The organism is Bacillus sp. 22446, assembly GCF_052044955.1.
Lineage (GTDB): Bacteria > Bacillota > Bacilli > Bacillales > Bacillaceae > Bacillus > Bacillus altitudinis.
This window is the reverse complement of the sequence record NZ_JBQEOD010000001.1, coordinates 384,090-396,780: the sequence shown is the minus strand read 5'-3', so window position 1 is coordinate 396,780 and position 12,691 is coordinate 384,090. Positions and strand designations below refer to the sequence as shown.

Genomic DNA, 12,691 nt, shown 5'->3' with positions numbered 1-12,691 from the left:
AAAATGAGGGAGCTTATTTTTTTGCAGGTATTTCTTTAATGACAAGATATAAGAAAATAAAGTTAATCACCCAATTTAATAAAAATGAGTTCGCAACCGGCGTGTTTAATGCACTCATGATGGCGAAAAAGACGGTTGTTAATGTGAGTGAATAGGCAGAGAGCTTCCAAAGCATTTGAAAGGACAGCTCTTTTTGCTGCATTCGTTTAATAAATGTGCCAAGCATGGCTAGGAATGTTGCGCTGATGAACATGAGAGCAGCAGTAGATAGGTACAGCAGGACACAAATGACAGGGATAATGATCGCTTGATTCTGGTTTGTGACGCTGGCAAGTTCATCTTTTGTGAGTGTTCCGCCAAGCAGCTGGTATGGAATATCTGTCATTTGTCCATCAATGGCAATCACTGCTTTTTCTTTCAATAACGCAATGGCTGTTTGTTTTGACTCAAGCTCACTTGATTTTATTTTTTCAGCGGGATCAAAGATAATCGTGATGCCGTTTTCTTCTTTTTCTATCGGCGTGCTTTGGACCGCTTGAAGCGTTCCTTTTTCAATGGAAAAGTCGGGTAAATCTTTTTTAATCACATGCTGAAATCCTGACATCGCATTTGAAATCTCTTGGCTCATATGATAGCCCTGGGGGACAGCTGCGATGATCGAAAGGATAAAGATGAATAAAATGGCCTTTCCAATCCCAGTAAAACGTGCTCTGGCAATATCTTTTGGTGAATAAATTCCTTTTAACAATAAACTAAATACGTTCAACCGATTCACTTCCTACATTCTTTTCTATTTCTCACATTGTATCAATGTCTATCCATCCAGTACAAGTACGGCCTTCATTGCTGGTTAAGATAGAAGGAATGAGGCATAATGTATACAGCATATAAAAAGGAGGCGGCTGCGGATTGGACGTGCTATATTGGGTTTTGATCGGCTGTGCATTTATCATTGCGTTTGTGGGACTTGTCTATCCAATCATTCCTAGTGTGGTTTTCATGGTTCTTGGGTTTATTTTATATGGGCTCTTTTTTAGCTTTGAGAAATTGACGCTCACCTTTTGGCTCATTCAAGCCATGTTTACAGCTGTGTTATTTGCCGCGGATTATGTCTCCAATTTGATTGGGGTGAAACGCTTTGGTGGCAGCCGGGCGGCCATTTGGGGAAGTACCATTGGGCTTTTAGCCGGTCCTTTTGTGATTCCGATTGCTGGAATTATCATTGGTCCATTTATCGGCAGTGTCATCGCAGAGCTGCTCGTTCATCAAAAAGATCTGAAGACAAGTGTGAAAGTGGGGCTTGGCTCATTAATTGGTTTTGTGTCAGGCGTATTTGCAAAAGGGTTGATTCAAGCACTGATGCTGGGAATCTTTTTGTTTTATGTGCTTCGCTAAATGGAAAATCGGTGTTTAACACTCTTTCAGAAGGGTTAAATACAAAATAAACACTGAAATGTTTCAGATCATGAGCAATAACGTTGAAACAAGCCGTTTCTTTTGATACTCTTTGATTAGGGTGAATTGCTTGCTTACTAAGGAAGCATTTCAGTACATACATTTCTAAGGAGGAATTTAACCATGGCTTTTAAACTTCCAGAATTACCATATGCTTACGATGCATTAGAACCACATATCGACAAGGAAACAATGACGATTCACCACACAAAACACCATAACACTTATGTAACAAACTTAAACAAAGCAATCGAAGGTGTATCAGCTCTTGAAGATCAATCAATTGAAGAGCTAGTGGCTAACTTGAACTCTGTGCCTGAAAACATTCGTACAGCTGTACGTAACAATGGCGGAGGACATGCGAACCACTCATTATTCTGGACGCTTCTTTCACCAAACGGTGGCGGCGCACCAACTGGTGAACTTGCAGATGCGATCGAAAAAGAATTAGGCGGATTTGAAAAATTCAAATCTGATTTCGCTGCAGCAGCTGCAGGACGCTTTGGTTCTGGTTGGGCATGGCTTGTTGTGAACAATGGCAAACTTGAAATCACAAGCACACCAAACCAAGATTCTCCTTTAACTGAAGGAAAAACACCAATCCTAGGACTAGACGTTTGGGAGCATGCTTACTACCTAAACTACCAAAACCGTCGTCCTGATTACATTTCAGCATTCTGGAATGTTGTGAACTGGGATGAAGTGGCTCGCCTTTACAGCGAAGCTAAATAAATGATTTGATTTGAAAAGACCTGCTTCTCTCTGAGAGCGGGTCTTTTTATATTTTCCCTCCTTTTTTTACATATCTGCCTTTTGATGAGACAGACTATTGTGTAGAAAAGGAGAATGAATGATATGAGCAGATTAAAGAAAATGTTCGGGGACATGGATGTCACAAGAGATTTATTGCTCCTCCTCACGATTGGCGGATTATACGCACTTGCGATTGCGCTTTCGAATACGTTTGTGAACGTGTATTTATGGAAACAGTCTGGGCGATTTACAGACCTTGCGATTTATAACTTGGCGATTGTTGTCCTTCAGCCCATTACCTTTTTATTTGCTGGACGGCTCGCTAAAAAAATAGATCGTGCATTTGTCCTTCGTTTCGGTGTCATCTTCTTAGCCGCTTTTTACTTAATTGTTCTCATGGCAGGAGAGCAAGCGGCAGCTCGGCTCGTGTTATTAGGCAGTGTGCTTGGAATCGGCTATGGTTTTTACTGGCTTGCCTTTAACGTGCTCACTTTTGAGATTACTGAACCTGAAACAAGGGATTTCTTTAATGGATTTTTAGGAGTGCTTACCTCTACAGCCGGTATGATCGGGCCGCTCATTGCAGGAATTGTGATTTCTCAATTAACGGATGATACAGGCTATACAGTGATTTTCACTTTATCGCTTTTTTTGTTTTCACTAGCGGTTGTGATGAGTTTTTTCCTCAAGAGGAGACAATCAAAAGGAAAATTTATCATTAAGCAAATTTGGAAAGAGCGCCATGCGGACGAGAATTGGCGTAAGATCACAACTGCTCACTTTTTTCAGGGGCTCCGTGAAGGCGTGTTTGTCTTTTTAATCAGTGTCTTTGTGTTTATTGCAACAAACAGTGAGCTTGCTTTAGGCACATTTGGTCTAGTCAATTCAGGTGTTGCCTTTTTTGCCTATTTTTTTGCTACTCGTTTGATTAAGAAAAAATGGCGCAAAAAAGCGATTATGTTTGGCGGGCTTATTTTATACGGCGCTTTATTTTTAATCGTCTTTCACTTGTCCTATGTATCACTGCTTATGTACGCTGTAGCCATTGCGATCGGCTACCCGCTTCTGCTAGTTCCGTATGTCTCTTTAACTTACGATGTCATCGGTCATGCTAGATATGCAAGAAAAGCCCGAATTGAATATATTGTCGTCAGAGAACTATTTTTAAATGCCGGGCGTATTTGTTCGATTGTCTTTTTTCTTTTATCTGTCACCTTACTGGGCGATCGGCTTGGGATTCCTGCTTCACTAGTCGTACTTGGAGCGGGGCACACCCTTATTTATTATTTTGTAAAGGACATTCATTTAAAAGAGAAAACAGCTGATATAGAAGAGGCTGACGGTCAAAAGCCTGTTTCTCAAACGAACCTTATGAAGGGAGAAAGGTAAAATTTCTTACCAATGGAACATCAAATTTCTAGATAAATGATAGAAAAACCGCTAAAATGATGATGGCACCTTTTATACACAAAAAGGGGTGCCATTTCTTTCTTGATAGAAAAGGTGATGTGATGAGAAACAAGAAAAACAAAAAAGACGCGAAGGAAGGGCGCAAAACACTTCCGATCCGGCTGAATTTATTATTTTTAGCTGCGTTCATTATTTTTACCGGTGTTGTGGTCAGACTCGGTTTTGTGCAGATTGTGAATGGAGAAGATTATAAAAAGCAGGCAGAAAAACAAGAAGACGTGAATGTCAGCTCATCTGCTCCGCGCGGAAAAATTTATGATCGAAATTATAACACGATTGTCAGCAATAAAGCGCTAAATGCCATTACATATACGAGAACCTCGACGACTTCACAAGAAGAGCGGCTCAAAGTGGCAACAAAATTAGCGGATATGATTCACGTAAGTACGAAGAAAATCACAGATCGTGATAAAAAAGATTTCTGGATCTTAACCCATCCGAATGAAGCGAAAAAGCTTGTTCAAAAAGAAGCCGATTTAAAGGGTGACGATAAGGTCTCTGATGATAAACTATACGAGCTCCAGCTGAAACGCATCACAGACAAAGAATTAAATCAACTGACGAAAAAAGATTTGCAAGTGCTTGCGATTAAAAGACAGATGGACGCAGGCTATGCACTTACGCCTCAATTCATTAAAAATGAAGATGTAAAGCCAAGTGAAATTGCTTACGTCTCTGAGCATTTGGACGAGCTGCCAGGTGTAGATGTCACAACAGACTGGTCACGCAGCTATCCTTATAAAGGACTGCTCCGCAGTATGCTCGGCAGTGTGTCTTCAAGTGATGAAGGTCTTCCGTCGTCACTGCTTGAACATTATCTATCACTCGGCTACAGCCGAAATGATCGTGTAGGAAAAAGCTATCTTGAATATCAATATGAAGATGTGCTGCAAGGTCAAAAAGAAAAAGAACAAAGTACAACAGATAAAGAAGGCAATGTCACAAGCTCTAAAGTGTTAACAGAAGGAAAGAGCGGGAAAGACCTTGTGCTGACGATTGATATTCAGCTGCAAAAAGCGGTGGAAAAAATCATCGAAAAGAACTTGAAAAGTGCGAAGCAAAGAGGCGGCACAGAACTTCTTGATCGTGCGTTTGTTGTCATGATGGACCCGAGAAATGGGGAAGTACTCTCGATTGCGGGTAAACAGATTACCAATAAGAATGGGTCATACAAATTTGATGACTATGCACTAGGAACGATGACATCATCATATGCGATGGGATCAGCAGTAAAAGGGGCAACTGTGCTGACAGGTTATAAAACAGGCGTCCTTCATATTGGAAGCACCCAATACGATGAACCGCTCTATATCGCTCAGTCACCGCCGAAAAAATCCTATCAAAATATGGGTCTCATTAATGATTTAACCGCACTAGAACGTTCATCAAACGTGTATATGTTTAAAACAGCGATTGCAATTGGGAAAGGGGAATATCGTAAGAATCAGCCGCTCCCAATTGATACAAAGGCGTTTGATACGTTCCGTTACAATTTTAGTAAATTTGGTCTTGGAGTGGAGACAGGTATTGACCTGCCAAACGAAGCAACTGGCTATCGTGGAACATCTACACAATCTGGTCTTTTACTTGACTATGCGATTGGACAATATGACACGTTTACACCGCTGCAAATGGCGCAATACGTTTCAACGATTGCCAATGGCGGCTATCGTTTACGTCCTCAGCTCGTAAAAGAAGTGAGAGAGCCAGATCCGCAAAGAGGCATTGGGGCTGTAACGGAGTCCGTCAAGCCGGATGTACTGAATAAGCTCGATATGACAAGTGATGAGATCAAACGCGTACAGCAAGGATTCAAGCTTGTGATGCAGAACCCAAGAGGGACAGCATATTCGAACTTTGGCAACAAAAAATACAATCCAGCTGGCAAAACAGGGACCGCTCAATCATTCTATGACGGCCCGATTAAAAGCAAACGCGGCACACCAACATATAACACAACACTTGTTGCGTATGCGCCTGCTGATAATCCAGAAGTAGCGATTTCAGTTGTCGTGCCTTGGGTGTATCAAGATTACAACCAGCGCTATCCGATTACAAATGATATTGGTGAACAAGTATTAGACAAGTACTTTGAACTGAAATCGAAACAGGAAAGCAATGATACACAAGCGAAGAACAAAAACAAAATTGAAAATGAAGCAGAAACAAATAACTAGACCTATTCTAGGTAAAAACGCTCACTTTTTGTGGGCGTTTTTTTATATTTTCTTCAAACTTTTCGATATAAATTGACAAAAATCATAAAAAACCCCGCAATTTCTCTACAAATCTCCGACATTTACAAAACCTTAACATTCCATTTAAACGAAATTAATAAAGAACCTTTAATGTATTACTCGTAGGACAAATTATTCAGGGGGTATTCTTGAAATGAAAAAGAACAAATTATGGCTGCTTACTTTCCTTACTATCGCATTGTTAGCATTCGTCACAGCATGCGGAAACAGCAGCTCAAGCGGAGATTCAAAAGACAGTAAAGGAAATGCTTCAAACAAAGATGAGGCATCAGGTTCCATTACCATCTCAGGATCATCTGCGATGCAGCCTTTAGTTCTTGCGGCAGCAGAAAAATTCATGGATAAACATCCAAAAGCCGATATTCAAGTACAAGCCGGCGGTTCAGGAACAGGACTTTCTCAAGTATCAGAAGGATCTGTACAAATTGGGAACTCAGATGTATTCGCAGAAGAGAAAGACGGAATCGACGCAAAAGCTTTAAAAGACCACAAAGTAGCAGTTGTTGGAATGGCCGCAGCTGTTAACCCTGAAGTTGGTGTCAAAGACATCACAAAGGACGAATTGAAAAAAATCTTCACTGGTAAAATCAAAAACTGGAAAGAGCTTGGCGGGAAAGACCAAAAAATCACACTTGTGAACAGACCAGACTCATCAGGAACCCGTGCAACATTTGTGAAATATGCACTTGACGGCGCGACTCCTGCAGAAGGAATCACAGAGGATTCTTCAAACACAGTGAAAAAGTTGATTGCAGAAACACCAGGTGCGATTGGGTACCTAGCATTCTCTTATTTAACAGATGACAAAATTACACCGCTTAGCATTGATGGTGTGAAACCAGAAGAAAGCAATGTAGAAAGCGGTAAATATACAATTTGGGCATACGAGCACTCTTATACAAAAGGTGAGCCAGAAGGTTTAGCAAAACAATTTTTAGATTACTTGATGAGTGACGAAGTACAAAAAGAAATCGTTAAAGACCAAGGCTACATCTCAGTCTCTAATATGAAAGTAGAAAGAGACGCAACAGGCAAACAAACAGATAATTAAAGGGTCTTGAATTGATGATGAAGGAAAAGTGGAGCTTTTCACTTTTCCTTTTATGACATTCATAGGAGTGTAGAAAAAGATGAAACAGATAGAACATACAGAAGCGAGCGATCGACTGATCAGCTCGAAAAAAAATAGGCAAATGGATGAAGTAAGAGGAAGTATTTTGGTGAAATTTTGCGCATTCTTAATGATTGCTGTATCAATTGCCATCACAATCTTCCTTGGCATTAAGGGTTTACAATCTTTCATCGTAAATGGTGTAAGCCCAATTGAGTTCTTAACCAGTATCAATTGGAACCCTACAGCAGAAAATCCGCAATACGGCGCATTTCCATTTATCTTTGGATCAATCGCTGTCACGCTTCTATCAGCACTCATAGCAGCACCGCTAGGCATCGCAGGAGCGATCTTTATGACAGAAATTGCACCTGCATGGGGACGGAAAATTCTCCAGCCAGTGATTGAACTGCTTGTAGGGATTCCATCCGTTGTTTACGGATTCATAGGTCTTACAGTATTGGTGCCGTTTATTGGACACTTTAAGTCAAGCGGTTCAGGGCACAGTGTTTTAGCAGGAACGATTGTCCTTTCTATTATGATTCTGCCAACTGTTACATCCATTGCAACTGACGCAATGGCTTCACTTCCAAAAAATTTACGTGAGGGATCGTATGCATTAGGCGCAACAAGATGGCAAACGATCAGACGTGTTCTTGTACCTGCAGCGCTTCCGACATTAATGACAGCAGTCGTGCTTGGAATGGCAAGAGCATTTGGAGAAGCCCTTGCCGTTCAGATGGTCATTGGAAACACGCGTAATCTACCAGAAAGTATTATGGACACAGCTGGTACATTAACAACCATTATTACGTTAAACATGGGACATACAACGTATGGAAGTGTTGAAAACAATACACTTTGGTCAATGGGACTTGTCCTTCTAGTTGTATCATTTATGTTCATACTCATTATCAGATACTTGTCATCTAGGAGGAAGATTTAATGAATAGCAAAATGACCGATCGTTTTGCCACAATTGTTTTTGGATTATGTGCCGCCATTATTACGGCGATACTTGTTGGCTTGTTTTCTTATATCATCTTCAACGGTGCCAAAGAATTAAATTTTGACTTTTTGACTACACGCTCAAGTGCGATTGGTTCTGGTGGCGGTATTAGGGATCAGCTGTTTAACTCGTTTTACATTCTATTTATTACGATGCTGTTTACCGTGCCTCTTGGCGTGGGCGGTGGGGTGTACATGGCAGAATATGCACCTCAAAACAAAGTGACTGATTTTATTCGTACATGTATTGAAGTGTTATCGTCTCTGCCATCGATCGTCATCGGTATGTTTGGTTTGCTGATGTTTGTTAATTTAACAGGATGGGGCTATACGATCATCGGAGGAGCCCTTGCGCTGACTGTCTTTAACCTGCCAGTGATGGTCAGGGTGACAGAAGATGCACTTCGATCTGTACCGAAGGATCAAAAGGAAGCATCGCTTGCGCTCGGTGTGACAAAGTGGCATACAGTGAAGACGGTTCTGATCCCAGGTGCGATTCCATCCATTATTACCGGAGCGATTTTAGCATCGGGAAGAGTTTTCGGTGAGGCGGCTGCTCTTCTTTTCACAGCAGGTCTTTCAACACCGCGTCTTGATTTTACAAACTGGAGTCCTTTCTCCGATACATCACCACTGAATATTTTTAGACCGGCAGAAACATTAGCCGTTCATATATGGAACGTCAATACACAGGGGATTATTCCAGATGCAGAGGCCATTGCAAATGGTGCATCAGCCGTACTTGTGCTCTCTGTATTAGTATTCAACTTAGCAGCTAGATGGCTTGGTTCATTTATTCATAAGAAGCTTACGTCAAAATAAATAGTGAGAGGTGTGAAGGGGATATGGTTCAAATGCTAGCAGAAAAAAAAGAGATTGCAGCAAAAAAGGTTCCACTTCAAGCGGAACAGATTCTACAGGTGCAGGATTTAAGTATTTATTATGGTGAAAAAAGAGCAGTCAATCAAATTTCATTTGAAATTGAAAAAAATGCAATTACTGCATTAATCGGCCCATCAGGGTGCGGAAAATCGACTTTTTTACGCAGCATTAACCGCATGAACGACCTAATTCCAGGTGCACGAAGTGAAGGGGCGATCATGTACGAAGGGTTAAATATTTTGGATGACCGTATTAATGTGGTGAATTTAAGAAGAGAAATCGGGATGGTCTTCCAAAAGCCAAATCCATTTCCTAAATCCATCTACAACAACATTACGCATGCGCTAAAATATGCGGGTGAAAAAAGGAAATCAGTGCTTGATGATGCGGTAGAAGAAAGCTTAACAAAGGCAGCGCTATGGGATGAGGTCAAGGATCGTTTGCACCGCTCTGCCTTATCATTATCAGGCGGCCAGCAGCAGCGCCTCTGTATTGCACGTACCCTTGCGATGAAACCTAGCGTGCTTTTATTAGATGAACCGGCTTCTGCCTTAGACCCGATCTCAAATGCAAAAATTGAAGAACTATTATCGGAATTAAAACATGATTATTCGATTGTCATTGTCACACACAATATGCAGCAAGCGTTACGTGTATCTGATCATACAGCCTTTTTCCTGAACGGTGATCTAGTGGAATACGATGCGACTGAACGTATCTTTACACGTCCTGCGCAGCAAAAAACAGAAGACTATATTAATGGTCGATTCGGATAAGGCGGGTGGATTTTGATGAATGCAGTAGCAACTGAAACAGCCAAAAAAGAAGTGTTTCGTGTGAATGATATGAACCTTTGGTACGGACAACATCACGCACTGAAGCATATTGATTTAGACATTAAAGAGCATGAGGTCACAGCGATTATCGGTCCGTCCGGCTGCGGAAAGTCAACATTTATAAAGACCTTAAATCTCATGGTCAAAACAGTGCCAGGTGTGAAAATCACCGGGGATATGATGTATAACGGTGACAATATTTTAAAAGGCCGTGTCGATCTAGTGGAACTGCGTAAAAACGTCGGGATGGTCTTTCAAAAAGGAAACCCATTCCCTCAATCTATCTTTGATAATGTCGTCTACGGGCCAAGAATTCATGGGGTGAAGAGCAAGCAACAATTGAAAGAAATCGCTGAAAAAGCACTTCGTGATGTTGCCCTTTGGGATGAAGTGAAAGATCGATTAAGTGCGCCTGCATTAGGTCTTTCCGGCGGTCAGCAGCAGCGTCTTTGTATCGCAAGAGCCATTGCCACAAGCCCGGATATTCTATTAATGGATGAACCAACATCTGCGCTTGATCCTGTTTCAACATTAAAGATTGAAGAATTAATCATGAAATTGAAAGAGAAATATACGATTGCCATTGTGACGCATAATATGCAGCAAGCGGCAAGGGTATCAGACCGAACAGCGTTCTTTTTGATGGGCGAGCTTGTTGAGGTCAATGATACGAATGTGATGTTCTCAGAGCCAAATGATCAAAGAACAAATGATTATATATCAGGACGATTTGGATAATCAAAAACCCCCTGGAGGTCAATGCCGCCAGGGGGTTTTTGATGTTATTTTGTTAAGGCTTTGACGATTTGTTTGAATGTCATACCTGTTTTTAAATTGAATTTGCCGGCACGAATTTCTTTATGGTAGCCTGCGTCTATTACGTAATCATTAAAATCTTTAGACGAGTTGATGATTCCGTCCTTTTCAAGCATGTCTGAAACATCACTTGTGCTCATACCATTTTTAATCACGAATTTAACCGTTTTGCCTTTTGGCTTGTCCGTTGTTTGTTTATCGTTCTGAGAATCGCCGTCTTCATTTGCTTTCAACGCTTTTTCTTTATAATCAAGAAGTTGTTGATATGTTTCACGGCTGACGGAGACTTCTTTTTTAGAGTCTAAGTAATTTTTCACGTCAGTGTCTGTCACTTTCGCTGCGAGGGTTTCTTTTGTTGTAGAATCAGCCGCCGCTTCATCTTTTCCAGTAAGGAAAAAAACGATCGCCAGAACACCGGTTGCAAGAATCATACCTGCTGCAAACGTTTGGATGCTTTTTTTCGTCATACAAGCACCCTCTCGTTGTCTTTAATGATCATGTTCACATCTTCTACAGATACATGCTCAGCGCGCGCAATCGCCTCAGGAGACATGCCATTTTGATGCTTTGAAATGATTTGTCTTGCAATAGATGGATCAATTTCTGAATGCTTGCGGACAACGATGTTTGTTTCAAGCAATTCTTCTTCAAGAACCTTCATTTTCTTTTTCAGTTTATAGATTTCTTGCATTGCAGATAGTTGAAGTGTTTCAAGTTCCTGTTCGACTTCTTTAATCGGCTCTCTTTGAAAATATGAGAATGCGATCAGTACAATACTGACAACAAGCAATCCGATAATTGCAATTTCCATGTTTCATCACCTTTTATTCATATTTTAATGCTGAAAGCCAAAAAAGGCTCTCATGATTGTTTCAGACAGTTTTCGACCCTTCTTTTTTATACCATAAAAAAGCTAGTTTCAAAAGGAATTGCTGAAAAAATCACCTTTTTTTCATCATTTTTCTTTTTATAGGGAAACCAAGTATGAAAACCTTGCCCGCTGTTAAAATAAATGAAGACGGATCAGATGAAAAAAAGCTGTGGAACAAAGAGGGGGTTCTCATGTATACAGTACGACAAAGAACGTGTTTTTATAGGGGAGAAGGCGATTTTTCATCACATGACCAGACAATATGAATCAGGATGCGGGTGGAATGCATTGAAAAATGAAATTGGTGAAAAAACATTCTAGCATTCCTTAGCTAGAAGTGGTATTATAGTTAGGTCTGAATGTGAATTGATTTTAGTTTGGAGGGAAAAACATGCGCGTAAATATTACTCTAGCTTGCACTGAATGCGGTGAGCGTAACTATATTACTAAAAAGAATAAGCGAAACAATCCAGATCGCGTTGAATTCAAAAAGTATTGCTCACGTGATAAAAAACAAACTTTACATCGTGAAACAAAGTAAGCAGCAGGGAATTTTCCTGCTGTTTTTTTATGATGGGAGATGAACCTGTATGAAAAAGGAGCTCCGCCTTCAAACATTGGCCATGCTTGATCAGATAGGCGCTGAAGAGTTCAATCGCTACGCCGCTCTAATTCATGAACACGTGCTGCAGCTGTCAGAATGGAAACAGGCGAAAACGATTGCTTTGACTATGTCTAGGGGAAAAGAAATACCGACAATGCCTCTGATTGAAAAAGCGTGGGAAGAAGGAAAAACAGTTTGTATTCCGACCTGTTTTCCGAAAACAAAAGAGATGGTGTTTTATGAATATACACCTGAAACAAAGATGACATCCAGCTACTTTGGACTATTGGAGCCAGACCCTCTTGAGTCTAAAGCTGTACATAAAGAAGCCATTGATTTGATCATTGTCCCTGGGGTGTGCTTCGATCAACGTGGTTACCGGATTGGGTTTGGTGGGGGCTATTATGATCGCTACTTAGCGGACTACCACGGCGTAACCATTGCCCTTTGTTTGTCTTTACAGCAGACGAGGCATATTCCGGCTGAAGCGCACGACATACCGGTATCTATGATTGTCAGTGAAAAAGGTACGTTATATCAAAAGTGAAAGCCCGCTCATTGTCCAAAAACGGGCTTTTTGTGTTGAGATCGTTTCATTAGCTCATGGCATTTTAGCTAGCAGGAGGC

The 12,691-nt window shown here is 40.9% G+C and carries 14 protein-coding genes; 11 read left to right on the top strand and 3 right to left on the bottom strand.

The features are described from left to right. Nucleotides 1–13: 13 nt before the first annotated feature. Entirely contained in the window at nucleotides 14–766 is a 753-nt protein-coding gene (locus tag ACTJJD_RS02160; RefSeq protein ID WP_017367612.1) for a DUF1189 domain-containing protein, read from the bottom strand. A gap of 143 nt (nucleotides 767–909) precedes the next feature. Here ACTJJD_RS02160 and ACTJJD_RS02155 point away from each other — a divergent pair, with 143 nt between their 5' ends. The 9 genes from ACTJJD_RS02155 (at nucleotide 910) to pstB (ACTJJD_RS02115) (ending at nucleotide 10,511) form a co-directional block, all read left to right on the top strand. Continuing rightward, the gene (locus ACTJJD_RS02155; protein ID WP_017358001.1) at nucleotides 910–1,395 is read left to right on the top strand and encodes a DUF456 domain-containing protein; all 486 of its coding nucleotides are present in this window, start codon (nucleotides 910–912) and stop codon (nucleotides 1,393–1,395) included. Nucleotides 1,396–1,578: 183 nt separating this feature from the next. Beyond that, entirely contained in the window at nucleotides 1,579–2,187 is a 609-nt protein-coding gene (sodA, locus tag ACTJJD_RS02150) for a superoxide dismutase SodA (RefSeq protein ID WP_007501264.1), read from the top strand. Nucleotides 2,188–2,310: 123 nt separating this feature from the next. Beyond that, entirely contained in the window at nucleotides 2,311–3,597 is a 1,287-nt protein-coding gene (locus ACTJJD_RS02145; RefSeq protein WP_008342348.1) for an MFS transporter, read from the top strand. A 122-nt stretch (nucleotides 3,598–3,719) separates the two neighbouring features. Then, the gene (locus tag ACTJJD_RS02140) at nucleotides 3,720–5,855 is read left to right on the top strand and encodes a peptidoglycan D,D-transpeptidase FtsI family protein (protein ID WP_039964027.1); all 2,136 of its coding nucleotides are present in this window, start codon (nucleotides 3,720–3,722) and stop codon (nucleotides 5,853–5,855) included. 214 nt (nucleotides 5,856–6,069) lie between these two features. After that, on the top strand, nucleotides 6,070–6,987 hold the full coding sequence (locus ACTJJD_RS02135; RefSeq protein ID WP_440608059.1) for a phosphate ABC transporter substrate-binding protein: 918 nt from the start codon (nucleotides 6,070–6,072) through the stop codon (nucleotides 6,985–6,987). A 79-nt stretch (nucleotides 6,988–7,066) separates the two neighbouring features. Continuing rightward, the gene (pstC, locus tag ACTJJD_RS02130) at nucleotides 7,067–7,993 is read left to right on the top strand and encodes a phosphate ABC transporter permease subunit PstC (RefSeq protein WP_440608058.1); all 927 of its coding nucleotides are present in this window, start codon (nucleotides 7,067–7,069) and stop codon (nucleotides 7,991–7,993) included. Beyond that, complete coding sequence (pstA, locus tag ACTJJD_RS02125) at nucleotides 7,993–8,877, top strand: phosphate ABC transporter permease PstA (RefSeq protein ID WP_007501259.1); 885 nt, start codon at nucleotides 7,993–7,995, stop codon at nucleotides 8,875–8,877. Before pstC ends, pstA begins: the two co-directional genes overlap by 1 nt. A 23-nt stretch (nucleotides 8,878–8,900) precedes the next feature. Continuing rightward, nucleotides 8,901–9,713, top strand: a complete 813-nt coding sequence (pstB, locus tag ACTJJD_RS02120) for a phosphate ABC transporter ATP-binding protein PstB (RefSeq protein ID WP_366967242.1) — start codon at nucleotides 8,901–8,903, stop codon at nucleotides 9,711–9,713. Nucleotides 9,714–9,728: 15 nt separating this feature from the next. Further along, nucleotides 9,729–10,511 (top strand): phosphate ABC transporter ATP-binding protein PstB, encoded by a 783-nt coding sequence (gene pstB / locus ACTJJD_RS02115; protein ID WP_017367606.1) that lies wholly within the window; start codon nucleotides 9,729–9,731, stop codon nucleotides 10,509–10,511. A gap of 44 nt (nucleotides 10,512–10,555) precedes the next feature. Here the strand turns inward: pstB (ACTJJD_RS02115) and ACTJJD_RS02110 are convergent, their stop codons facing one another. Together ACTJJD_RS02110 and ACTJJD_RS02105 are read right to left on the bottom strand one after the other, a co-directional pair. Then, on the bottom strand, nucleotides 10,556–11,056 hold the full coding sequence (locus ACTJJD_RS02110) for an endolytic transglycosylase MltG (RefSeq protein ID WP_008342335.1): 501 nt from the start codon (nucleotides 11,054–11,056) through the stop codon (nucleotides 10,556–10,558). Beyond that, nucleotides 11,053–11,400: a hypothetical protein gene (locus ACTJJD_RS02105; RefSeq protein ID WP_003217285.1), complete on the bottom strand. Its 348-nt coding sequence runs from the start codon at nucleotides 11,398–11,400 to the stop codon at nucleotides 11,053–11,055. The genes ACTJJD_RS02110 and ACTJJD_RS02105 overlap by 4 nt, the downstream gene beginning before the upstream one ends. A 451-nt stretch (nucleotides 11,401–11,851) precedes the next feature. On the opposite strand from ACTJJD_RS02105, the gene rpmG reads away from it, so the two are divergent. Both rpmG and ACTJJD_RS02095 read left to right on the top strand, forming a co-directional pair. After that, complete coding sequence (rpmG, locus tag ACTJJD_RS02100; RefSeq protein WP_008360061.1) at nucleotides 11,852–12,001, top strand: 50S ribosomal protein L33; 150 nt, start codon at nucleotides 11,852–11,854, stop codon at nucleotides 11,999–12,001. Between the two features lie 49 nt (nucleotides 12,002–12,050). Then, nucleotides 12,051–12,611, top strand: coding sequence for a 5-formyltetrahydrofolate cyclo-ligase (locus tag ACTJJD_RS02095; RefSeq protein WP_440608057.1), 561 nt, complete (start codon nucleotides 12,051–12,053; stop codon nucleotides 12,609–12,611). Nucleotides 12,612–12,691: the final 80 nt, after the last annotated feature.